The following is a 23,021-nucleotide window of genomic DNA, read 5'->3' on the forward strand; positions in this document are numbered from 1 at the left end:
GAGCGAACGCGGTAAGGCGGAATCAGACGGAAGCGCCGAAGAGCCGGGAGCGCAGTGGAATGCCGGGATTTTCTCCCAGCAGACCCCGTTTCCGTAGACACGGCACCACGGCCTCCACCACAGCGGTGAGGTCGTCGGACAACACGGACGGGCGAATCCGGAAACCGTCGACCCCGCCGTCTCTGTGCCATTCCTCCATGAGGTCCGCCAATTGCTCCGGCGTTCCGGTGAAGGTGGCGCAATCGGAGGTGAACGGTATCCAGCGGTCGAGGCGGTTCCTGCGCGCGGTCGCTTCGGACCCGGTCGCCGCGACCACCACGTCGAGGTCGGCGAGGACGGCGAGTGGCGCCCGTGTGCTTCCGAGGGCCGCGCGCAGCCCGTCCAGTTCCTCGCGGACAGCGTCGACGTCGGTACGGCTGAACGGGGTGACGAAGACGAGGTCGGCGTGGCGCGCGGCAAGCCGGAAAGGCGTGCTGAAGTGGGCCAGGACCGCGGTCATCGGCGGACCGGAGGACGCCGTCGGCACCCGGGCGTGCCCGGACACCGTCAGCCGGTCTCCCGACAGATCGACGGCGTGCGAGCTGAGCACGGACTCCTCCCGCCGGCTGTCCCAGAACGCGGCGACCGAGGCGACGAACTCCTCGGCGTGGGCGAAGCGTTCCTCCGTGAAGGCGGCGTAGCGTTCCGGGTCGGCGGTGGCCCGGCGCCGTTCATCGTCGCTGAGCGCCACCCGGGGCCGCCAGCCGCCGCGGCCCCCGGCGATGCGGTCCAGGGTGACCGCCCTGGCCGCCGTCACCGCCGGCTCGCCCCGGGCGACACCGGTGGGGAACAGGGCGATGCGCGAGGTTCGGCAGGCCGCCAGGGTGAGGGCCAGCCAGGCGTCGAGGGAGCCGTGGGCGTGCCCCGGCTCCGGGGTGGCGGGAACCTGGTCGTCGAGGGTGACCAGGTCCAGTCCGCCCTGCTCGGCGAGGCGCGTGAGCGACACGACGCGCTCCGGGTCGAACAGCGTCTCGGGAGGCGTGCCGGTCAGCCGCCAGGCGGCCGGGTGGGCGCCGAGACCGTCGAGCGCGGCCCCGAGGTACAACGGGGTCCGCATCAGGCACCCTCCCCGACCGAGGGATTGACCAGCGATTCGCTGATCTTCTGGTCGCCCAGTCCCCAACGGTCGAGCACCTTCTGGTACTTGCCGTTGCGGATCAGCTCGTTCACAGCCGCCGCGACCGCCTTCGACGTTCCGTCGTCCTTGCGGCTCATGGCGCCGACCTGGCTGTCGATGGTGTCCGTCACGCTGTCCACCACACCGACCAGTTCGGTCTCGCCGGTCGTCTCCGCGTGATAGACGACACTGGAACTGGGACCGACGTAGACGTCCACCCGCCCCGACCGGAGCGCCAGGTAGTAGTCGGACGCCTTCTGGTAGTACTGGATGTTGATCGCGGGGCGCCCGGCCTCGCGGTTCTCGGCGCTCCACTCCAGCATGATCTTCTCCTGGGTCGACCCGGAGGCCAGCGCGACGTTCTTGCCCGCCAGATCGGCCGGTTCGTCGACCTTCAGGTCGCTGCCTTCCCGCGCCTCGAAACCGAGGCGGTCGCGGCGGTAGCTGGCGAAGTCGTACGTCTTCATCCGCTCCTCGGTGACCGAGATGTTGGACAACGCCACGTCGTACTTCCCGCTGTCCACGCCCAGGAACATGTTCTCCCATGAGGTGACCTCACGGTCCGGCTCGAGACCCATCACCCCCGCGATCAGGACGGCGATGTCCAGTTCGAACCCGATGGGAGTCTTGTTGTCGGTCGCGTAGCAGCTCAGCGGCGGTGTGTTGTCGATCGTGCCGCCGATGTGCAGGACGCCCGTCCGGCGCACGCGCTCGGGCACCAGCGCGGCGACCTCGTCGACCTCGGCGGCGGTGAGCCGGTTCTGCCGGGGAGTGAGATTGAGGCCGGAACTCGTGGCGGCCGTGAGCTCGTCGCCGTCGGCGCACCCGGTCAGCAGGAGCAGGAACACCCAGCCACCCGCCAGGAATCGACGCATTGGTTACCTCCGTGTGGGGTCAGAGAATCTTGGTGAGGAACGCGCGGGTGCGCTCGTGTGCCGGAGTTCTGAGCAGTTGCTGCGGTGGTCCCTGCTCCACGACCCGGCCGTCGGCCATGAAGACCACCTGGTCCGCGACCTCCCGGGCGAAGCCCATCTCATGGGTCACCACGATCATGGTCGTGCCGGTGGCGGCCAGGGACTTCATGACGTCCAGGACCTCGCCGACGAGTTCGGGGTCGAGCGCCGAGGTCGGCTCGTCGAACAGCAGCAGCTTCGGTTCCAGGGCCAGGGCACGCGCGATGGCGACGCGCTGCTGCTGGCCGCCGGAGAGCTGCCGCGGATGGGCGTCGGCCTTGTCCGCGAGCCCGACCCGCTCCAGGAGTTCGCGGGCGAGCGGGTACACCTCCTCGGCGGGACGGCCCTGCGCGGACCGGGGCGCCTCGGCCACGTTGTCGACCACGGTGAGATTGGCGAACAGGTTGAAGTCCTGGAAGACGAACCCGATCCCGGTCCGCTGCCGCAGGATCTCCCTCTCCCGCAGCTCGCGCAGGCGGTTGCCCGCCCGCCGGTACCCGATCAGCTCCCCGGCGACCAGGACCAGGCCGCGGTCGGCCTTCTCCAGGTGGTTGATCATCCGCAGCAGGGTCGACTTGCCGGCGCCCGAGGGGCCGATCAGTACCGTGACCTCTCCCTGGTTCACCACCAGATCGACACCCTTGAGCACGCTGTTGGCGCCGTAGCTCTTGTGCACGTCGACGATCTCGACCATCGGGTCGTTCACCGCTCCGCCTTCCCTGTGCCGGAGAGCGCCGCGCGCAGCCGTTGCCGCGGTGTGGGAGGAAGGGCCCGGGACCCGCCGCGCGCGAACCGCCGCTCCACGTAGTACTGGAGGACGGAGAGCAGCCCGGTGAGGATCACGTACCAGATCGTGGCGACCATGACGAGGGCGACCACGCGGCCGTTGCGGCCGTAGATCACCTGCGTCTGGTAGAAGAGGTCGCCCAAGGCCATCACGGACACGATCGACGTGCCCTTGAGGAGGGATATCAACTCGTTGAAGGCATTCGGCAGGATGGTCCGCATCGCCTGGGGCAGCACGATCCGGGTGAGCTGCCGTCGGCGGGGGATGCCCAGGGCGGCCGCTGCCAGCACCTGGCCGCGGTCGACCGAGATGATGCCGGAACGGATGATCTCCGCCGCGTACGCCGCCTGATGGAGCGCCAGTCCGAGCACGGCTGCGCCCATGGGGCCCACCAGGCGCATGGTCGGAACGGAGACGAGCTCCGGGCCGAACGGCACGCCGAACGACAACCGGTCGTACAGATAGGCGAGATTGAACCAGAACAGCAGCTGGACGATGAGCGGGACCGAACGGAACACCCACACGTAGAGCCAGCCCACCGATGCCGGCAGCCAGCTTCCGGACAGGCGCATCAGCGCGATGACCAGTCCCAGCGTGAAGCCCAACGCGGTGCCGTACGCAGTGAGTTCCAATGTCAGACCGAGCGCCCGCATGATGCTGCCCTCGACGAAGAACTGCCGGAACACCGGCCATTCCCATCCCGGGTTGGTCCCCAGCCCGTGCAGGAACTGCGCCAGGAGCACGAGCAGGAGCGCGCTGACGAGCCAGCGGCCGGGTCTCGGCGCGGGGACCCGGCGCAGGGCCAGCAGCTCGCGGGCGCCGCGTCGGCCCGAGGCGTCCACCGCATCGGCGGTGGCGTGAGAGGGCGCAGATGTCATCAGCACTTCCCTGTTGCGACATGGCGTGGTCCGACCCGGTCGTGCTCGAACCTAAGGAGGACGGCGAACACGTTTCAACGGCCCCTGACGGGCAGTTCGCCAGGAGTTACCGGGCGGTGGGCGTGCCCACTGGGCGGCTACCGAGGACACATACGCGGTTGACCGGGGCAGCCCGGATTGGTCGACTGGGGCGCATGGAACCGACGTGGGACGCGGCACGGATCGAGTTGCACCGGGTGCCGGCCGACGACCCCCGGGTCGCGCCGTTGCACCGGGGCCTGACGGAGGAGTACCTGGCCCGCTACGGTCCCTCGGCCCACGACGAGATGAGCCGCTCCACCCGGGACGAGTTCGCCCCGCCCCACGGCGGCTTCCTGGTCCTGACCCTCGACGGCGAGACCGTGGCCGGCGGCGGTTTCCGCCGCCATGACGCCGGGACCGCGGAGCTGAAACGGATCTGGACCCACCCGCACCGTCGCCGGCTCGGGCTCGCCCGACGGGTCCTCGCCGAGATCGAGCAGGCCGCGCGGCGGCTGGGATACCGCAGGCTGTACCTGACGACCGGCCCCCGGCAGCCGGAGGCGAGCGTACTGTACGGCTCTGTCGGCTACCGCCGGGTGGCCTGCCCTCCGGCGCCCGACGACGGAAGGCTCGCGCTCTGTTTCGAGAAGACGCTGTGAAGCCGGTGACGGTGGTGATCGTCGGTGCCGGACCGAGCGGCGTCTCGGTACTGGAGCGGCTGGGCGCCAACGCCGCCGAACTGCTCGGCGACCGGCCCTTGGACGTGCACCTGATCGACCCCTGCCGGCCGGGCCCGGGACGGGTCTGGCGGCACGACCAGTCACCGCTGCTGATGCTCAACACGATGGCCGCGCACGTCACCATGTTCACCGGCGCCGGCGTGGCCTGCGCCGGACCGATCCGGTCGGGGCCCTCGCTGCACGACTGGGCCCGCCGGCGGGGGGAGGGCGTCGACGACCCCGGCGTGGCCCGGGAGCTGGAGAACCTGTCGGAGACCTCGTATCCCACCCGCCGGCTCCAGAGCCACTACCTGAGCTGGGTGTTCGAACGTGCGGTGGCCGGCCTTCCCCCTGGCACCCGGTTCCGGCACCACCGCGACCGGGCGGTCGACGTGCGCGACCACGGCGGGCGCCAGCGGGTCGTTCTCGCTGGCGGAGGAGCCGTGGAGGCCGACGCCGTGGTGCTCGCGGTCGGGCATCAGGAGGTGGAGCTCTCGCCCGGTCAGGAGGCCATGGCCGCCCACGCCGGGCGCCACGGACTGTGCTACCTCCCGCCGGGCTACACCGCCGACCAGGACCTCTCCGTCCTGCGGCCCGGCGCGCGGGTTCTCGTACGCGGCCTCGGCCTGGCCTTCACCGACCTGATGGTGCTGGTCACCGAGGGACGCGGGGGCCGGTACACCGAGGACGGACCGGACACCCTGCGGTACCTGCCGAGCGGCGAGGAGCCGGTTCTGTACGTCGGTTCCCGGCGCGGAGTGCCGTTCCCGCCCAAGCCGTCCTACGCGCTGTCGTCCCCGCCCCCTCTGCCTGCGTACTTCGATCCCGAGCGTGTTCTGCGCGAGTCACCCGGGCGGCTGGACTTCTTCCGCGACGTGTGGCCGCACGCGGCCAAGGAGGTCGGATGGGGCTATTACCACGAACTGTTCACCGCCCACCCCGACCGGGTGCGGTGCGGTCCCGACACGTTCGCGGAACAGTACGCGGCGGCCGCGTGGGACAGCCGTGAGCTGAGTGATCTGCTGCGGCGCACGGTCGTGGACCCCGCCGACGTCCTGAACCTCGCCGCCCTGGACCGACCCCTCGGCGAGGCGGCCTTCCCCGACCGGGCCGCTCTGCACCGAGGCGTGGGCCGCTCTATGCGCACTGCCCTGGAGCGCCGGTCCGACCCCCGGCACAGCGCGCATCTGGGCGCCGTCCACGGCCTGCTGTCGGTGTTCGGCCGGCTTCCCGCTCTGGTGGACAGCGGCCGGTTCTCGCTCCGCTCGCGCGCGGCCGACGTGGACGGATGGTGGGCAGGCTTCTTCAACCACCTGGCCAGCGGCCCGCCGCCGGACCGGGTCCGCGAGTTGACCGCCCTGGCCGAGGCCGGTGTGGTGCGGTTCGTCGGTCCGGACATGTGGGTGCGCGCCGCCGCCGGCCGGTTCGAGGCGGGCAGCCCGGCCGTCCCGGGCGATCCCGTGACGGCCGGGGCCCTGGTCGAGGCCCGGCTGCCCGTCGGCGCCCTGCCCGCCAGCAGGGACCCGCTGCTCCGGCTCCTGTACGCGCGCGGCGGGCTGGCGGAGAGCGGCGGCACGGAGGACGGGTTCAGCCACCGCACGGGGCTGGCCGCGGTGGACGGGCGGGACGGCGCCGTGCTCGACGCGACGGGGCGAAGGCACCCGCGGCGGTTCGCACTGGGTCCGTTCACCACCGCCCTCGCCGGTGGGAACTTCACCCGCCCCGGCGTCGACCCGGTCTCCTCACGCCTCACCGACGCGGTGGCCCGTTCCGCCCTGGCCGCCGCCGCGTCCTCGGGGTGACACCGTCTCAGACCGGAGACCGCGCCTCCTCGTGCAGCCGCCGCTGGAGCACCTCCCACTGCGGGTCGCCCGTGGCGCAGAACTCCAGCGCCGAGCGGTAGCAGTACCGGGCGGCCCTGAGCGCCTGCCGCCGCCTTGCCTGCTGGCCCGCGCCGATCAGGATGTCGCAGACGTGCGCGGAGATGTCCTTGACGGGCAGGTTCGCGTCGCGGGTGTGGCCCACCGCCTGCCGGCAGTGGTGGACCAGCAGCGCCAGCGGCCGGTTGGAGCGGTCCGCCAGCCACTGCGCGGCCCTGCGGTGCGTCTCCGCCCGCCGGGCATGGGACATGCGCGAGTAGGCGACCGCGCCGACGAGCTTGTGGACGAAGTCGTACTCGACGGAGCCGAGCTCCGGCCCCAGTCGGCAGCGCTGGAGGAACTCTCGGCGCTCCAGGGACCTGAGGCACTCCTGGATCTCCTCGGGGTCCCGGTCGCTGAGCGCGGCAAGCTCCACCTCGTAGAAGGGGCTGCCGAACAGGGACGCGTCGTAGAGAAGTGACTTCTCCGCAGTCGGCAGCGTGTCGAGCCGCGCGGAGACGATGCCGTGCACCCGGGGCGGCACCGGCGGCTCGGCCCCGGAAAGCCGCTGACGCCCGCACGCCGACCGCGGCTGATGGTCGTCCGCCGCGCCGTCCAGCATGCGGGCGTACTCCAGTGCGAACAGCGGGTTGCCCCCGGACTGCTCCGTCAAGGTGGCGTACGACTCGGGCGCGTGCCCGCCCGATCCGGGGCGGGCCACGCTGCTCAGCAGGGCCTCGATGCCCGTACGGGAGAGGGGTTCCAGGCTCATCGTGGTGGCGTTGCGCCGCCCGCTGGCCCAGTACGGCGAGCGGTTGACCAACTCCGGCCGGGCCGTGACGACGACGAGCAGGGGGAGGCTGCCGACGTTCTCGGTGAGATCGCCGATGAACTTCAGCAGCGCGTCGTCGGTCCGGTGGAGATCCTCCAGGATGATCAGAAGTGGCTCGCGCACCGCCAGTTCCTCGACGAACCTGCGCCACGCGGTGAACACCGCCTGCCGGCACTCCGGGTCGGCCAGCGCGTGCCGACCGGCTTCGTTCCCGGTGGCCGCGAAGAGCAAGGGGCGTAACGCGTTGGCCAGCTGGGCCGAGATCGGTCCGGTGCCGACGAGGTCGGTCACCGCGGCGTCCAGCCTGCCGTTCTGCTCCGGTGCCGGATCGTCGTTCTTCGTTCCGAGGTAGGCGCGCACCACGCCGGCCAGCGCAGTGTACGGGTCCTTGGGTCCCAGCGCCCGGTTGCAGCCCACCAGGCAGCCCATCCCGGGCCGCTCGGTGACGTCCCGGCGCAGCTCGTGCATGAGTCGGCTCTTGCCGATGCCCGCCACCCCGAGCACGGTCACCAGGTGCGGACGCCTGCTGCGCCGGACCTCCTCGACCCACCAGCGCAACTGCTCCAGTTCGCGGTCCCGCTGGACGAACGGCAGATGGGTCCGGCTCGCGAGCGCGGGCCGCAGGGCCACGGTCACGTCGTGTCCACCGGGCATCGTGCCCCTGGCCGCGAAGCCGAAATGCTCCGCGCACGCCTGCCGGGTGGCCTCGCAGACCCGTACGACACCGGGGGCGGCCTCCAGGAGCAGGCCGAGTCCCGTCTCCATGAACCGGCCCGCGACGTCCACGGGGTCGTCGTCCACCTCGGTCGCGGGCGCCCGCAGGACCAGGGCGTCCCCGCTGGAGACGGCGACCCGCAGCCGGACCCCCTGCTCGGCGTACGCGGCGACGTCCCGGGCCATCCGGACAGCCCGCAGCACGTCGTCCTCCTGGGTCTGCGCGGTGCCGAACAGGGACAGGGTGACGGGGCCCATGGAGCCGTGGTTCCGTCCCCCGTACAGGCAGGTCTGCTGCCGCACGGCGGAGCGGACCTGCTGGAGCAGACGGTCGAGCACCTCGGGAGGGGCGCAGCAGTCCGAGGTGTCGACGCGGACGAAGACGGCCGTCACCCGCTTGTGCTCGTCCTCGGGACGGTCGGGGGAACCACCGCGCGCCCGACCGGGCCCGGCGGCCGTGCCCGGCGGCGTGCCGAGCACGGCCGCCGGAGCGGACCGCCCGACGGTCTCGGCGCTCCCGGGGGGCGGGGGAGCCGTCGTTCCCCGGGAGGCCATGCGGATCGCCGTTCCACCGCTGGCCAGCGAGGGGTCGTGGTCGAGGATCGCCCGTTCCAGCTCACGCAGTTCCGGGGCGGGGTCGAGACCCAGCTGTTCGACCAGGGCGGCGCGGGTGCGGCGGAAGGCACGCAGGGCCTCGGCCTGCCGTCCGGAGCGGTACAGCGCCAGCATGAGCTGCCGGCACAGGCGTTCGCGCAGGGGGTCGGCGCTGACGACGGCTTCCAGTTCGCCGATGACGTCGAGGTGACGGCCCGCGGCGAGTGCCGCGTCCATCCGGTTCTCCAGCACCGAGTGCCGGGCGTTCTGCAGGGCGGTCAGTTCGGGCCAGTCGTAGCCGTCCTCCACGAGGTCGGCCAGCGCCGGGCCGTTCCACAGCGCCAGCGCCTGGCGCAGGTGGCGGTCGGCCTCGTCCCACTGCCCGGCGGCCAGTGCAGCCCGGCCGGTCCTGGCCAGTTCCTGGAACTCACAGTTGTCGATGGTCGCCTGATCCGCGCGCAGCATGTAGCCGGGCGCGTAGGTGACCAGGAGCCTGGAGCGGTCGCCGTCGGGTTCGGCCAGGGCGCGGCGCAGACCGGAGATCGCGTTCTGGACGATCTTCCTCGCGGTGGGCGGCGGCTCCTCCCGCCAGAGGGCCTGCAGGAGGCTGCTGGTCGCCACCACGGTATTCGCGTGCAACAGGAGATAGCCGAGCAGGGCCCGCTGGGTGACGCTCCGCAGAGGAACGGGACGTCCCTTGTCGGTGATGTTCAGCGGCCCGAGTATGGAGAACCTCATCGAGCCCCCTGTCCGTGGAACGACGGGGGCGGAAACTCCTCATTCGCTCTCATATCACCGGTCCCCCACTCGGTTGAAGATGGCTGTCAGCCCCGCCGATGCGACTTCTCCGTGACTACGAGATCCCTCTGCGAGGGTAGACCGCAAGCGCGTCATGTTGTCGGTCCGCAGTCAACTGGCTTGAAATTATCGGGGGTTGAAGGTGTCCGGGGTGAGGGGACGGCGGTGCTTCACAAGGAGGAACGGGGCTTCCGCGGACCCGGCCGGAGGTCCGGCCGGGTCCGGCCGGATCACGCCAGGGCGGCCTCGGCGGGCAGGCACAATTCGGCTAGATCGGCTGGTTTACGCAGGGTGTGTTCGGGCTCGGCGGCGATCAGCGACCGCTCGTCCGTCTCGCCCCACAGCGCGGCGGCCGCCGCCACGCCCGCGCCCCTGGCCGCCGCCAGGTCCGTCACCGCGTCACCGACCATCATCGCCTCCTCGGCATCGACCCGGAGCAGGTCGAGGGCGCGCAGGACGATGTCCGGGGCCGGCTTGGGCCGGGCCACCTCGTCCGATCCGATGACGTGGTCGAACAGCGGCAGGACGCCCAAGCGGTCGAGCAGCGATCTGGCCCGCCAGCCGGCCTTGCCCGTCGCCACCGCGCACTTCACCCCGTGGTGGCGCAGCAGCCGCAGCAGGTCGTGGACTCCGGGGAAGAGCGTGACCCGGTCGGCGAGACGCGCGCTCTCCCGGACGAACGGCCCCTCCATCTCCAACGGCAGGTCCATGATCCGCATGATGTCGGGGAAGTACCGCCCGAGGTGCTTGTTGTACTCCTCGAACGGCGGTTCGCCGTCGCCGACCACCTCGCGGTAGGCAAGGGTGAACGCCTGCCGCATGACCTCGAAACTGTCGACCACGACGCCGTCGAGGTCGAAGACCACCGCCCTCGGCGGCCGGTCCCGGTGCGGCACCGCCGGCCGCGCCGTCGGGCGCGTCGACGCCGCCGAGTCGTAGAGCCGCTCGATGGCGTCGACGTTGCGGGCGGCCTCGCGGACCGCGAGACCGCGGGAGGCGGGGTCCGCCAACATCGCCGGCAGGCCGTCGAGCAGCCGGTCGTACTCGGCGCCGACCGGCTCTCCGGAGACCGGTACGACCGTCTCCTGCCCGTGCCGGGTCAGCGTGAGCACCGAGTGCTCCTGGCGCGCGGGGCTGAAACCGAACGTGCAGGACAGGCTCAGCGTGCCCGTGCTGCCCTCCACGACCAGGGTGGTGACGTCGTCCGGCCGGTGCGAGGCCCAGCAGGCCGTGACGGACACGGAGGGGCCGTCCGGCGTCACCAGGAACCCGCGTGCGGTGTCCTCGACGTCGCCGGAGAGCTCCGCCGTGCCGTCCTCGCGCCAGCCGGCGCGCGCGGTGCCGTCGGTGAGGAAGTCGTCCGACACCGCCCCGAGAACGTGCCGGAACTTGGCGTTGCCCAGCAGCGGCCCGGCCACGTCCAGCAGGTGCCAGCCCAGGTCCATCAGCGCGCCGCCGCCCGACAGCCGCGCTTGCGTGAACCAGCCGGCGCCGCTCGGGACCCCTCGCGCCCGGACCCAGCCCAGCGAGACGTGCCGGACGGTGCCCACCGACTCCGCCAGCTCCAGCAGGGTGCGCACATCGGTGCGGTACCGGGCCGCGCTCCCGGCCAGCAGGACCGCGCCGCCGGCCGACTCGGCGGCTGCCAGCCGGTCGGCCTCGGCCGACGACAGGCACACCGGCTTCTCCACGAACACCGGGACACCGGCGCCGAGGACCGTCTCGGCGACGGTGGCGTGCAGGTGGTTGGGGACCGCGACGATGACGAGGTCCACGGTGTCCGGTGGGAGATCCCGCACGGACGCCAGCGCCGGGAACGCGTCCCGGCTCGCGGCCTCGCGCGCCCGCGGGTCGGGGTCGACGACCGCGACGACGCGGTACGCGGGGTGCGCGGTGAGCCGCGGCAGCCAGATGGAGCGCGCGGCCCAGCCGGCCCCCACGACCGCCACGCGCAGCGGCCCTTCGCCGGTACGCCGGCTCATGCCGTGGCCAGGGTGTCGGCGACGATGTCGGCGATCCGGTGCATCTGCTCCTCGGTGCCCAGCAGCGTGCGGTGGTGCAGCCAGACGGTGTCCTGGTGCACGGCCTCGGTGGTGGGGCACCGGGAGGCGAGCTCGTCCACGGACAGCTCCGGAGCGCCGGTCTCCCAGAAGCCGGGGCAGCGGTAGATCGCCCGGAACGCGGCGAAGGCGGGAACGCCCCGCGCGATGAGCTTGTCGACCAGGGCGTTGCGCGCTTCCTCGGTGATGCCGGGGAGCCGGAACATCATCATGTAGTGCGGGTTGCGGTCGCACCGCTCGTCGCGGCTCTGCGCCGTCACACCGTCGATCTGGTCGAGGAGGCGGGTGAGGAGCGGCGCACGCTCCTCGCGCAGGCTGATCTGGGCGTCGAGACGACTCAACTGGGCGCGGAGCACCGCGGCCGAGAACTCGTTCATGCGGAAGTTCGACCCCGACGTCTGGTGGAAGTAGCCGCGGTCCGCCGACGGCCGCCCGCAGCTGTGCCGCAGGAACGCCTGCTCGTACTGCTCGCCCTCCGGGAACAGCACGGCACCGCCCTCTCCGGCGGTCATCAGCTTGCCGTTCTGGAAGCTGAACGCGGCGATCGACGGGAACTCACCGACCCGGCGGCCCTGCCAGCGGGCACCGTGCGCGTGGGCGGCGTCCTGGATCAGCGGCACCCCGCTGTCGGCGGACAGCTTCTCCAGCGCGTCCATGTCGGCGATGTGCCCGGCCATGTGCACCGGCATGATGGCGGCCGTCCTCGGCCCGATCGCGCGCTCGACGGCGGCGGGGTCGATGCAGAAGGTCCCGGGGTCGATGTCGACCGGCACGGCGACGGCACCGAGACGCTGTGCGGCCTGGGACGACGAGATGAAGGTGAACGCCGGCACGATCACCTCGGTGCCCGGCCCCACCCCCAGCACCTGGAGCGCGAGTTCGAGGGCGTGGGTGCCGTTGGTCACCGCCAGCGCGTGCTCGGCGCCGTGATACTCGGCGAACTCGCGCTCGAACTCGGTGACTTCGCTGCCCCCCATGCGCCACCACTGGCCCTGCTCCAGGGCGCGGAGGAGGTTGACGCGCTCGACGTCGTCGAACTGCGGCCAAGCCGGGAATTCCGGAACGTCTCGGGAAATGCTCACGGTCCCTGTCCTTTACTTACTGGAGAAGTTCTTCGACGGAGGGATATGTCTCTCGAGAGGCGGCGGGAGTTGTCGACCGCGCGCTTGTCGAAAATACCTGACGTGAACCCGGCCGCCCACCCCCTACAACCCCCCTGCATCGAATCCGTTCTTCCACGGTTTCGCACCGGGTATAACTGGGGCTAGAAATGGGGCGACCATCGTCGACTGAAAGGTGGCGTCATGAGCCGACTGCTGCTGCTCAACGGCCCCAATCTCGGCATCCTCGGCCGTCGTGAGCCGGAGATCTACGGGACCGATACTCTGGCGGACATCGAGAAAGCCGTGGCGGAAGAGGTCGCGGACCGGGGCTGGACGGTGTCCGGCATCCAGGACGACGCGGAGGGCGCCCTCGTCCGGGCGGTCAACGACCACCCCGACACCGTCGGCGCGATCGTCAACCCGGGTGCCCTGATGATCGCCGGCTGGAGCCTGCGCGACGCGCTCGCCGCCTACCCGCGCCCCTGGATCGAGGTGCACCTCTCCAACGTCTGGGCGCGCGAGTCGTTCCGGCACGAGTCGGTCATCGCACCGCTCGCCGGGGGAGTCGTGGTCGGTCTCGGGGCGTACGGGTACCGCCTGGCGGCGAAGGCGCTGCTGCACCTCGTCCCGGAGTGACGCCAGGGGGGGCGGGCCGGGCTCGGGGCATCATGCCCCGAGCCCGGCCCGCCCCCGAGTCCCTCTCAGCCGCGGTCCATCCCCGCCAGGCACTCCTTCACCACGGATTCCGGAACGCCGGGGACCAGCTCCGCGCCGGCCGCCCCGTCGAGGACGAAGGCCAGGCCGCCGAGCGCCTTCTTGTCCAGCTTCATCAGGCGGATCAGCGCCTTGTCGTCGACGTCCGCGGGCAGCTGCCAGGGCAGTCCGTAATGCCGTACGACGGCGAGGTGGTCCTCGACGCGCTCCGGGCCGATGCGGCCGAGCGCCCCGGCGAGCCGACCCGCGAACACGGTGCCGACGGCCACCGCCTCACCGTGTCGTAGCCGGAAGTCCGTCTCCACTTCGAGCGCGTGTCCGAGCGTGTGGCCGTAGTTGAGCAGATGCCGCAGACCGGTGTCCCGTTCGTCGCGGGAGACGATCTCCGCCTTGCGCCGCACACTCGCCGTGATCTGCTCGACCGTGGAGAGCCGGCGCAGGTCGCCGGCGCCGATGAAGTGGCAGCGGGCGATCTCGCCGTAGCCGTTGAGCCACTCCCGCTCGGGCAGGGTGCGCAGATAGTCGGTGTCGCACAGGACGGCGCTGGGCTGCCAGTACGCGCCGACGAGGTTCTTCCCTTCGGGCAGGTTGACCGCCGTCTTGCCTCCGGTGCTGGCGTCCACCTGGGCGAGCAGCGAAGTAGGCAGATGGATGACCGGAACACCCCTGTGGTACAGCGCGGCGGCCAGGCCGACGGTGTCGGTGGTGGTCCCGCCACCGCAGGAGACGACCACGTCGCTCCGGCTGAGCCCGGCGTCCGCGAACTGCCGGCACAGGTTCCCCACGGTCTCCAGCGTCTTGCTCTGCTCCCCGTCCCGCGCCTCGATCACGCGGTGGGGCACCCCCGGGTCCGGCACCCACTCCGCCGGGCGCGCGGAGACGACCACGGCACGCGAGGCGCCGAGTTCGGCCACGCATGCGGCCAACAGGTGCCGGGTCCCGGCGCCGATGTGCACGTCGTAGGAGCGTTCCCGCAGCGCCACCCGGACACTGGTGCTCGCGTCGCGGGTCGCCGGGGCGCTCATACCCGGCCCCCGGAAGCGGTGGCCGGCAGCTGAGCGGGTCGTTCGGTCAGCTCGTTGCGTACGGTGAGTGCGGCCGCCGCACTCCGGGCGGGAGGTATCCCGAGCCGGTCGTGCGTGGCGCCCGCGTGATGCAGGAGCAGGTACGGCTCCGGCAGGCCGCCGGCCGGACCCTGCCGCAGGACGTGCCGTGTGCGCTCCAGATAGGTCTGCCGGGCTTCCGACCGCGGGTGCGGCACGGTGGCCGCCCGTACGTCCGCCTCCACCGCAAGTTCCTCCCGCCGCCTCGGCGGGAGTGCCGCGCTCCAGAGCTGCCAGCACTGGAAGAGGAACCCCGGCCCGGCGCCCTCGGGGAGCAGTCCGACCAGGTCCCGCAGGTGGGTCACGCCCAGCCGGAACGCGTCTTCCGCATCCGGCACGCCCTCCGGCAGCACCGCCAGGGCGAACGCTGTGGACACCGCCGCGAGTTCGTCCGTCACCTCCCGGCCGCTCTCATGCCTCCGGTCGGCGATGCGCCGGACGTCCTGCCGCACGGCGAGCCGCCATGGCGGCCCGGTCCGCGCGCGCAGCAGCTCCACCACGCCCGGACGGACCCGGGGGGCGCAGTCCACCCAGACGTCGACCGCCGGGCCCGCCGGGCCGTCGGCGCGGGAGAAGAAGAAACAGGCTCCGGGGTCGGCCGACCGGAGGTGCCGCGCCAGGCGCGGCAGTACGGGGGGCAGGGGCGTGGGCACCCTTGCGGCGCCATACAGGCGCACGAACAGCCATTGACGCGCCAAAACGATCCACCTCGATCTTCGCGGGGCCGGTCCTGGACGTCGCCGATCCTAGGGATCACGATGACCGGAGGGCAATTGTCGAAGCTCCCGTGAGCTGTGCCGAAGAAAATGAGGGAGTGGTTAGGGGTACTGCTAGGGGTTCGCCCCTGCCGTTTCAATGACCTTATGCATCCGACTGTTCAGATGGACAATGCGGCCGAGGAACATCCCGGCCTTTCCCGAGAAATGTGTGACCGGATTTCCGAGGCCCTGGGCAGGCCGGCCGCGCAGCAGCCCCCGTGGCCCGACCAGGAGCAGGTGCGCTCGGTCTCCGCGTTCCTGGCGACACTGCCCCCGCTCGTCACTCCGGACCAGATCCGCAGGCTGCGCGGGGACTTGGCTCTGGTCGCCCGCGGCGAGGCGTTCCTGCTCCAGGGAGGGGACTGCGCCGAGACCTTCGCCGGGAACACCCCGGACCACGTCCGGGGCACCGTCGACACCCTGGAACGGATGGCGGCGGTCCTGGCGGACGAGGCGGGGCTGCCCGTGGTGACCGTCGGCCGGCTGGCCGGTCAGTACGCGAAGCCGCGTTCCCAGGCCGTCGACGGTCTGGGGCTGCCCGTGTACCGCGGCGACATCGTCAACGCGGCGACCCCCGACGCCGGGGCGCGCGTCCCCGACCCCGTGCGGATGATCGAGGGCTACCGCAACGCCCGCGACACCCTCGGCATGCTGCGCTCGGGGCACCCCGCCGACATCTACACCAGTCACGAGGCCCTGCTCCTCGACTACGAGCGTGCCCTGCTGGTGACGGACCCGGACGAGCCCGGCCGGCCGTACGCGGGATCGGCGCACTTCCTGTGGATCGGTGAGCGCACCCGCCGGCCCGACGGCGCGCACCTCGCGTTCGCCGCGCTGCTCGCCAATCCGGTGGGGGTGAAGGTCGGCCCGGGTACGCGGGCCGACCAGGTCGCCGAATACGTCGAGCGGCTCGACCCGGACGGCGAGCCCGGACGGCTCACCCTGATCAGCCGGATGGGCAGCACCAGGGTCCGGGACGTGCTCCCGCCCCTCGTCGAACGGGTCGCCGCGACGGGCCGCCAGGTCGTCTGGCAGTGCGATCCCATGCACGGCAACACCCGTGAGTCCGCGATCGGCTACAAGACCCGGCGCCTGGACGACATCGTCGACGAGGTCGAGGGCTTCTTCGCGGTGCACCGCGCGCTCGGCACCCACCCGGGCGGGGTGCACCTGGAGCTCACAGGGGACGACGTGACCGAGTGCCTCGGCGGCCCGCGGGGTATAACCGCCCATGGCCTCACCGGACGCTACGAGAGCCTCTGCGATCCCCGGCTCAACGCCGACCAGGCGATGGAAGTGGCCCATCGCGTGGCGGCGCTGTCGAAGAGCCGGACGTGAAAGGCACACCGATGTGTCTGTGGCACAAAGAAGTGCCTTCTTCCGCTCGTCGCCACGGGCACGCATCATGGCTGCTGTAACAAACGGTGCACTATTGGAGGCGACCGGAGATGGGCCAGCCAGCCCTGCAGAAGAGTAAATCGCCGTGGCTGACGATCAGCGTTCTATGCCTCGGCCAATTGATGATCGTGCTCGATCAGAATATCGTGAACGTGGCACTTCCGGCGGTGCAGCGGGGGATCGGAATTTCCTCGGACAATCTGGTCTGGGTTGTCAACGCCTATGTCATCCCGTTCGGCGGCCTGCTTCTTCTGGCGGGGCGACTCGGTGACCTGATCGGCCGGAAGGTCGTTTTCCTCACCGGTGTCGGGCTCTTCAGCCTCGCCTCTCTGCTGTGTGGCTTCGCGTCCAGCGAGGCGACGATGATTCTGTTCCGGTTCATCCAGGGCATCGGCGGGGCCGTCGCCTCCGCCTGCATTCTCGGCATGGTCGCGACCACCTTTTCCGAGCCGCGCAAAGTGGCGCAGGCCATCGGCGCCTACAGCTTCGCCTCGGCGGGCGGCGGCGCGGTCGGACCGCTGCTGGGCGGCGTTCTCACCGACACGCTGAGCTGGCACTGGATCTTCTTCATCAACGCCCCGATCGGTGCCGTCCTCATCCTGGTCGGTCTCGGCCGGATCGAGCGTGACCGGGGCCAGGGACTCAGCAAGGGGACCGACTTCCTCGGCGCCGTGCTGGTCACCGCGGGCATGACACTGCTGGTCTACACGCTCGTCGACGCCGAGCAGGCCGGCTGGGGTTCGGCTCAGACGCTGCTCCTCGGCCTGCTGTCGATCCTGCTGCTCGTCGGCTTCGTCGTGCGCCAGGCCACCGCCGCACAGCCGCTGCTGCCGCTGGGCATCTTCCGCTCCCGCAGCCTGACCGCGGCGAACATCGTGCAGTTCATGATGATCGCGGGCATGTTCGGACTGTTGTTCTTCGGCACGCTGTACGTCCAGCGCGTGCTGGGCTACAGCTCGCTGGAGGCGGGCCTCGGATTCGTGCCGATCGCGGTCGTGATCGCGGCCATCTCCCTGGGGCTGTCCGCCCGGCTGATCACCAAGTTCGGGCAGCGCCCGATGCTGTTCACGGGCTTGGTCCTCATCATCGTGGCTTTCGTGATGCTCTCGTTCGCCCGGGTCGACGGCACCTATGCGGTGGACTTCCTGCCCGCCAGCCTCTTCATGGGCGTCGGCTTCGGTCTGGCCGCCCCGGCGATGATGGGGCTCGGCATGTCCTCCGTCACGCCCGAGGAGTCGGGCATCGCGTCCGGCCTGTTCAACACCACCCAGCAGGTCGGCGGCGCCATCGGCCTCGCGGTGCTCAGCGCGGTGGTCAGCTCCCGTACGGACACCCTCACGACCGCGGGCAAGTCCGAGCCGGAGGCCCTGCTCGGTGGCTACCACGCGGCGTTCCTGCTTGCCGCCGGATTCGTGCTGCTGGCCCTGGTCATCGGGGCCGTCATGCTCGCGAAGAAGGAGCCGGAGCGCCGGCAGCCTGCCGAAGGCACGGCGGGCGCCGCCGAGTCGGACCTCGTCACCGGCTGACCGGCCCCACCGGCGCGCGGCCCGCACCCGGCCACCCGGTCGCACACGGCGGAGGCCGGGACACCGTCCCGGCCTCCGCCGCCGTCCGCCCGCCGCCCGGCCCGTCAGGGCAGCAGGCGTTCCAGCTCCTCGGTGATGGTCCGGAGGACCGCCGCCTGCTGATCCTCCAGGTAGAAGTGACCGCCGGGGAAGGTGTGCACCGTGCAGCCGGCCGAGGTATGGCCGCCCCAGGCGAGCGCCTCCTGACGGGTGGTGTGCGGATCGCTGTCCCCGACGAGGACGGTGATCGGCGCACCGATCCGGGTGTCCGCGTCCCGCCGGTACCGCTCGACGGCGCGATAGTCGCTGCGCAGGGTGGGCAGGATCAGGTCGAGCAGTTCCCGGTCCTGGAGGACGCGGGAATCGGTGCCGCCCAGCGCGCGGATGTCCTCGATGATGCCGGCGTCGTCACGGAGATGGACGTGATCCTCCCGGAAGCGGCTCGGGGCACGGCGTCCCGACGCGAACAGCACCACCGGCCCGGCGCCCCCCTCCAGGTCCATCAGCCGGGCCACCTCGAAAGCCACCACGGCGCCCATGCTGTGCCCGAACAGGGCCACCGGCCTCCCGGACCCGATGATGCCCGCCTGTCCCAGCGCGGCGTGGGAGCGGCGGGCCAGTTCGCCGATGTCGTCGATGCAGGGCGTGTGCCGGCGCTCCTGGCGGCCCGGGTACTGGACGGCCGCGACCTCGTACGACGGCGCGAGGGCGGCGGACACCGGGGAGAAATAGGGGGCGGAGCCGCCGGCGTGCGGGAAGCAGACGAGATCTGCCCGGCTCTCCGGTGACGGGTGGTAACGCCGTATCCATGCGTTCGCTTCGATGGCAGAGAGAGTCATGCGCGTCCTTCCGGGAATCTTCACGCGGCGGCCAACGTCGCATGTATCCGGGCGGTCGGCAAGCGTCAATCGGCAAGCCGCTTAAGGGGGTTGATAGGGGTTCCCTTTCTTGCTTCGCAGTCCTTACGGTTCGGGAGTTACCGAAGGGACGGGAAAGTATGCCGAGCAGGAGAAATCTTCTCAGGGCCGCCAGCGGATTGGCCGCAGCCGCCACGACCGGAGCCATATCGTCAGCGGCTTTCGCCGGCGCTGTTTCGGGTACCACGGCTCCAAGAGACTGGGATGCCCTGGAGAATGCGCTCGACGGGGAGCTGGTACGCCCCTCCGACGGCAATTACCAGAACGCCAAGACCGTCTATCTCGGCGAGTTCAGCACCGTGAACCCCGCGGGCGTCGCCTACTGCCGGACCGTGGCGGACGTCCGCACGTGCCTGCTGTTCGCACAGCGGCACGGAGTGGAGGTACGTACCCGCAGCGGCGGTCACAATCTCGCCGGCTGGTCGACGGGCGAGGGTCTGGTCATCGACCTGTCGGCCTTCGACCACGTCGGTGTCGGGAGCCGGACCGTCCACATCGGCCCCGCCGTGAAGGCCATCGACGCGCTTGCCGCGCTGGAACCGTACGATCGTCAGATCGTGACCGGTACCTGTCCGACGGTGTGCCCCGGCGGGTTCGTCTCCGGCGGAGGTGTCGGACATCAGACGCGCAAGTACGGCACCGCGTCCGACCGGCTGGTGTCGGCCAAGGTCATGCTCGCCGACGGTCGGCTGGTCACCGCTTCGGCCACCCAGCGGCCCGAGCTGTTCTGGGCGCTGCGCGGTGGCGGCGGCGGCAACTTCGGCATCGTCATGGACTTCGAGGTCCGCCCCGTCCAGCAGCCGCGCGGGGTCTTCTTCCACACCGAGTGGTCCTGGGACAAGGCCCCGGAAGTGCTGGAGGCGTGGCAGGAGTGGAGCGTCACCGGCCCGTACGACCTCGGTTCCGCCCTGCTGGTGATCCTGCCCGACGCCGCTTCGGGGAACGTCCCGACGATCGCGATCACCGGGGCCTACTGGGGGCAGCGGAGCGCACTGGAGAACGAGCTGAACGCCATGGCCGCCGAAGCCGGCACCGCGCCGGTCACCAAGGAGATCGCAGAGCTCTCCTACGGCGACGTGATGCGCCGGGTGTACGGCTGCGGAGAGCTGACCACCCGTGAGTGCCACCTCGTCGGCCAGAACCCGGACGCCGTCCTGCCCCGCAACGGCGTGCTGCGCGAACGTACCCGGATCTACGACCGCCCGGTGACCGGATCGGTCCTGGTGGACGCGCTGGACTTCTACGACCGGGAACGGTACGCCGGGCAGACCCGTCTGCTCAGCTTCACCGCGACCGGCGGCCGGGCGAACGAGGCGAGCCGGACCGAGACCGCGTACTGGCACCGCACCGCCCAGTTCATGACCGGCTTCGCCGCGATGACCTCGTCGGCGACGCCGCCCGCGGAGGACGAGGCCGCCATGGTCGACTTCGTGGACCGGGGGTCGCGCATCATCGAGCCGGCGTCGACGGGCGAGGCGTACATCAACTTCCCCGACCCCCGTCTCTCCGACTGGAAGCGGGCGTACTACGGCGACAACTACGCCGAACTGCTGCGGGTGAAGACCTCGTACGACCCGCACAACGTGTTCCACCACGGTCAGAGCGTGGGCAGCTGACCCGAGGAGAGGAAGCGGCATCAGTTACCTCGGTATCGACATCGGCGGGACGAAGGTCGCCCTGCGTCTCCAGGGCCGCGTGGACGGCGCAGGTGCGCTGGAGGACACCTTCCGGTGGCCCGCGGGCAACGGTGCCGCGGCGGACATGGACCTGATCGCCGAACGGGTCCGGGCGCTGCTGCGGAACGACACGGCACCGCTCCGGGGCGTCGGACTGGCCGTACCGGCGGTCTGCGACACGGCCGGCACGGTGCTCACGTGGCCAGGACGGCCGAGCTGGACAGGGCTCGACCTGACGGCCGCCGTCGGCCGGGTGTTCCCGGACACCCCGTCGGTGTTCGCGGACGACGGTGACCTCGCGGCGCTGGCCGAAGCGCGGGAAGCGGGCGGCGCGAACCTGCTCTACCTCGGCGTGGGCACCGGCGTCGGAGGCGGACTGGTCGTGGAGGGACGGTCGTGGCCGGGGCCGGCCCGGGGGTCCTGCGAGGTCGGGCACGTACTCATCGACCGCGACGGACCGAGGTGCGACTGCGGACGCCGGGGTTGCGTGCAGGCGGTCGCCTCCGGGCCGGCCACCCTGCGTCGTGCCGCGCAACTGCGGGGCCGGGAGACCGACTTCCCCGCCCTGGTGGAGGCGTTCACGGCCCGCGAGCCATGGGCCAGGGCGGCGGTGGACGAGACCGCCGCCGCCCTGGCCCGGGCCGCGGTCGGCATCTGCGAGCTGGCCCATCCCGAGATCGTCTGCGTGGGCGGTGGTTTCGCCGCGGGCCTGCCCGCACTGGTGGACTCGGTCGCCGAGCGGGTGAGAGAACTGGCCAGGCCCGGTGTCCCGCCGGTCGAGGTCCGGCCGGCCGCCCTCGGCGGGCGGTCCTCGCTCAGGGGTGCCGTCCTGCTCGCCGAGGAGACCTTCGGGACGACGCACCGGGCCGGTGCCTCAGCTGTCGTCGAACACCCGTGGCCCAGAGGCTGAAGGGACAGTGAGTGATGCTTCGGAGCCGCGGACGCGCGGAGTCGGACCGACGGGTCCCGCCGGTCCACGGGCGGGACGGGCCGGGCGGCCGAAACACCGTGGGCGGCCGGGACACCGCGGAGTGCCGGTACGCCGGTTCCGCCACGGCGGCGGCGTCCAATGAACGCTACCGGTACCTGATCGGGCAGGGCGTCAGACGGCTGTCGGTCGCGTTCGACCTGCCCACCCGAAGGGGGCACGATTCCGACACGCCGCGCGCCCGCGGAGAGGTCGGCAAGGCCGGCGTGGCGATCGACTCCCTCGACGACATGCGCGTCGTCTTCAGCGGCGTTCCGCTGGACGGAGTGTCCACCTCCCTGATGATCGACGCGCCGGCGGCGCTGCTCGTGCTGCTGTACCAACTGGTGGCGGAGGAACAGGGCGTCGCCGTGAGCCGCCTGACCGGCGCCGTCCGCAACGACGTGCTGGCGGAGTACGTCGCGCGAGAGACGTGCATCTTCCCGCCCGGGCCGTCGCTCCGGCTGACCGCGGACGTGTTCACGTACTGCCGGGCCGAGATGCCCGGGTGGAACCCGATCGTGGTCTCGGGCCACAGCATGGCCGAGGCGGGCGCCCTTCCCGCGCAGGAGGTCGCTTTCACCCTCGCCAACGGCGTCGCCTACGTGCGCTCCGCGACGGCGGCCGGACTGGACGCCGCCGACTTCGCGTCCCGCCTGTCCTTCAGTTTCGCCGCCCGTGCGACCGCCCTGGACGAGACCGCGGTCCTCGGTGCCGCGCGGCGCGTCTGGGCGCGGGTGGTGCGCGAGGAGTTCGGTGCCGGGAGCGCGCGCCCTCCCGCCCGGACGCGGGCCCCGGCGAGGTACCCGGCCGCCGCGGTGGCCCCGCTGGTCGGCTCCGAAGCCATGGGGGAAGGGGCCGACGACTTCGAGGTCGCCGTCCTCGAACTGCTACGGAAGGTCGAGGACCTCGGCGGTGCCGTCGGTGCCGTGGAACGAGGTTTCCAGAAGGACGACATCGAGCGCGGCTCGGGCCGTGCCGCCCACCGGCCCGACTCCGGCAGCCGGAACCGGGCCGACCTCGCCGTCGAAGCCCGGCAGACCGAGCGCATCGCCAAGCTGCGGGCATGGCGCGAGCAGACGCGGGTCTGCCACGCGCTCGACCTGCTCAAGAAGACCGCCGAGAGCGACGCCAACGTCCTCCCTCCCATGAAGGACGCCCTGGCCGCGCACGCCACCGTGGGCGAGGTCTGCGACGCCCTGCGCGAGGTGTGGGGCACGTACCCGCCCAGCGACGCCGAGTGACCCTTCCCGGGCCGGATCATGGCTGCTGGGAGGCGCCGCACCTGGCGCATCCGACGGCGGACGCCCTGCGGCCGCGGGCCCGGGGCGTGGCGGAGGTGTTCCCGATGGACCGGGACGGAGTCTTCGGGGCGCCGTTCTTCGTCCACCGCCGTGAGAAGTTCCGGGGTGTCGACCGGTAGGCAGCTTTCGTCGCGGCGGTGGACGG

Annotated in this window: 18 protein-coding genes; 8 read left to right on the forward strand and 10 right to left on the reverse strand. The window is 71.6% G+C overall.

Annotated features, from left to right (window positions below; genetic code table 11):
* Positions 1-22: 22 nt before the first annotated feature.
* The 4 genes from QFZ71_RS27070 to QFZ71_RS27085 are packed head-to-tail and all read right to left on the reverse strand — an operon-like array spanning position 23 to position 3,774.
* Positions 23-1,096 (reverse strand): LLM class flavin-dependent oxidoreductase, encoded by a 1,074-nt coding sequence (locus tag QFZ71_RS27070; protein ID WP_307670760.1) that lies wholly within the window; start codon positions 1,094-1,096, stop codon positions 23-25.
* The gene (locus QFZ71_RS27075; RefSeq protein ID WP_307670761.1) at positions 1,096-2,031 is read right to left on the reverse strand and encodes an ABC transporter substrate-binding protein; all 936 of its coding nucleotides are present in this window, start codon (positions 2,029-2,031) and stop codon (positions 1,096-1,098) included. Before QFZ71_RS27075 ends, QFZ71_RS27070 begins: the two co-directional genes overlap by 1 nt.
* A 19-nt stretch (positions 2,032-2,050) precedes the next feature.
* The gene (locus QFZ71_RS27080; protein ID WP_307671601.1) at positions 2,051-2,803 is read right to left on the reverse strand and encodes an amino acid ABC transporter ATP-binding protein; all 753 of its coding nucleotides are present in this window, start codon (positions 2,801-2,803) and stop codon (positions 2,051-2,053) included.
* Positions 2,804-2,811: 8 nt separating this feature from the next.
* The gene (locus tag QFZ71_RS27085) at positions 2,812-3,774 is read right to left on the reverse strand and encodes an amino acid ABC transporter permease (RefSeq protein ID WP_307670762.1); all 963 of its coding nucleotides are present in this window, start codon (positions 3,772-3,774) and stop codon (positions 2,812-2,814) included.
* 194 nt (positions 3,775-3,968) lie between these two features.
* On the opposite strand from QFZ71_RS27085, the gene QFZ71_RS27090 reads away from it, so the two are divergent.
* Positions 3,969-4,454: a GNAT family N-acetyltransferase gene (locus QFZ71_RS27090; RefSeq protein WP_307670763.1), complete on the forward strand. Its 486-nt coding sequence runs from the start codon at positions 3,969-3,971 to the stop codon at positions 4,452-4,454.
* Positions 4,451-6,316, forward strand: coding sequence for an FAD/NAD(P)-binding domain-containing protein (locus QFZ71_RS27095; protein ID WP_307670764.1), 1,866 nt, complete (start codon positions 4,451-4,453; stop codon positions 6,314-6,316). Before QFZ71_RS27090 ends, QFZ71_RS27095 begins: the two co-directional genes overlap by 4 nt.
* 7 nt (positions 6,317-6,323) lie before the next feature.
* Here the strand turns inward: QFZ71_RS27095 and QFZ71_RS27100 are convergent, their stop codons facing one another.
* The 3 genes from QFZ71_RS27100 to QFZ71_RS27110 all read right to left on the reverse strand — a co-directional run bounded on the left by QFZ71_RS27100 (position 6,324) and on the right by QFZ71_RS27110 (position 12,453).
* Positions 6,324-9,251, reverse strand: a complete 2,928-nt coding sequence (locus QFZ71_RS27100) for a BTAD domain-containing putative transcriptional regulator (RefSeq protein ID WP_307670765.1) — start codon at positions 9,249-9,251, stop codon at positions 6,324-6,326.
* 290 nt (positions 9,252-9,541) lie between these two features.
* Positions 9,542-11,293, reverse strand: coding sequence for an HAD-IA family hydrolase (locus QFZ71_RS27105; RefSeq protein ID WP_307670766.1), 1,752 nt, complete (start codon positions 11,291-11,293; stop codon positions 9,542-9,544).
* Positions 11,290-12,453: a DegT/DnrJ/EryC1/StrS family aminotransferase gene (locus QFZ71_RS27110; RefSeq protein ID WP_307670767.1), complete on the reverse strand. Its 1,164-nt coding sequence runs from the start codon at positions 12,451-12,453 to the stop codon at positions 11,290-11,292. The genes QFZ71_RS27105 and QFZ71_RS27110 overlap by 4 nt, the downstream gene beginning before the upstream one ends.
* Before the next feature lie 222 nt (positions 12,454-12,675).
* On the opposite strand from QFZ71_RS27110, the gene QFZ71_RS27115 reads away from it, so the two are divergent.
* Positions 12,676-13,110, forward strand: a complete 435-nt coding sequence (locus tag QFZ71_RS27115) for a type II 3-dehydroquinate dehydratase (protein ID WP_307670768.1) — start codon at positions 12,676-12,678, stop codon at positions 13,108-13,110.
* A gap of 65 nt (positions 13,111-13,175) precedes the next feature.
* Here the strand turns inward: QFZ71_RS27115 and QFZ71_RS27120 are convergent, their stop codons facing one another.
* Positions 13,176-14,213: a 3-dehydroquinate synthase gene (locus QFZ71_RS27120; RefSeq protein WP_307670769.1), complete on the reverse strand. Its 1,038-nt coding sequence runs from the start codon at positions 14,211-14,213 to the stop codon at positions 13,176-13,178.
* Positions 14,210-14,944, reverse strand: coding sequence for a hypothetical protein (locus tag QFZ71_RS27125; protein ID WP_307670770.1), 735 nt, complete (start codon positions 14,942-14,944; stop codon positions 14,210-14,212). The genes QFZ71_RS27120 and QFZ71_RS27125 overlap by 4 nt, the downstream gene beginning before the upstream one ends.
* A gap of 270 nt (positions 14,945-15,214) precedes the next feature.
* Between QFZ71_RS27125 and QFZ71_RS27130 the strand changes: the two genes are divergently transcribed.
* Positions 15,215-16,387 (forward strand): 3-deoxy-7-phosphoheptulonate synthase, encoded by a 1,173-nt coding sequence (locus tag QFZ71_RS27130; protein WP_307670771.1) that lies wholly within the window; start codon positions 15,215-15,217, stop codon positions 16,385-16,387.
* Positions 16,388-16,497: 110 nt separating this feature from the next.
* Complete coding sequence (locus tag QFZ71_RS27135; protein WP_307670772.1) at positions 16,498-17,973, forward strand: MFS transporter; 1,476 nt, start codon at positions 16,498-16,500, stop codon at positions 17,971-17,973.
* A gap of 104 nt (positions 17,974-18,077) precedes the next feature.
* Here QFZ71_RS27135 and QFZ71_RS27140 read toward each other — a convergent pair whose 3' ends face one another.
* Positions 18,078-18,851, reverse strand: a complete 774-nt coding sequence (locus QFZ71_RS27140; RefSeq protein WP_307670773.1) for a thioesterase II family protein — start codon at positions 18,849-18,851, stop codon at positions 18,078-18,080.
* A 158-nt stretch (positions 18,852-19,009) separates the two neighbouring features.
* On the opposite strand from QFZ71_RS27140, the gene QFZ71_RS27145 reads away from it, so the two are divergent.
* The 3 genes from QFZ71_RS27145 to QFZ71_RS27155 are packed head-to-tail and all read left to right on the forward strand — an operon-like array spanning position 19,010 to position 22,816.
* Positions 19,010-20,545, forward strand: a complete 1,536-nt coding sequence (locus QFZ71_RS27145; protein ID WP_307670774.1) for an FAD-binding oxidoreductase — start codon at positions 19,010-19,012, stop codon at positions 20,543-20,545.
* A gap of 34 nt (positions 20,546-20,579) precedes the next feature.
* On the forward strand, positions 20,580-21,515 hold the full coding sequence (locus QFZ71_RS27150; RefSeq protein ID WP_307671602.1) for an ROK family protein: 936 nt from the start codon (positions 20,580-20,582) through the stop codon (positions 21,513-21,515).
* A 14-nt stretch (positions 21,516-21,529) separates the two neighbouring features.
* Positions 21,530-22,816: a methylmalonyl-CoA mutase family protein gene (locus tag QFZ71_RS27155; RefSeq protein WP_307670775.1), complete on the forward strand. Its 1,287-nt coding sequence runs from the start codon at positions 21,530-21,532 to the stop codon at positions 22,814-22,816.
* Positions 22,817-23,021 lie beyond the last annotated feature (205 nt).

The sequence above is a fragment of the Streptomyces sp. V2I9 genome, from assembly GCF_030817475.1.
In the GTDB taxonomy this organism is placed as follows: domain Bacteria; phylum Actinomycetota; class Actinomycetes; order Streptomycetales; family Streptomycetaceae; genus Streptomyces.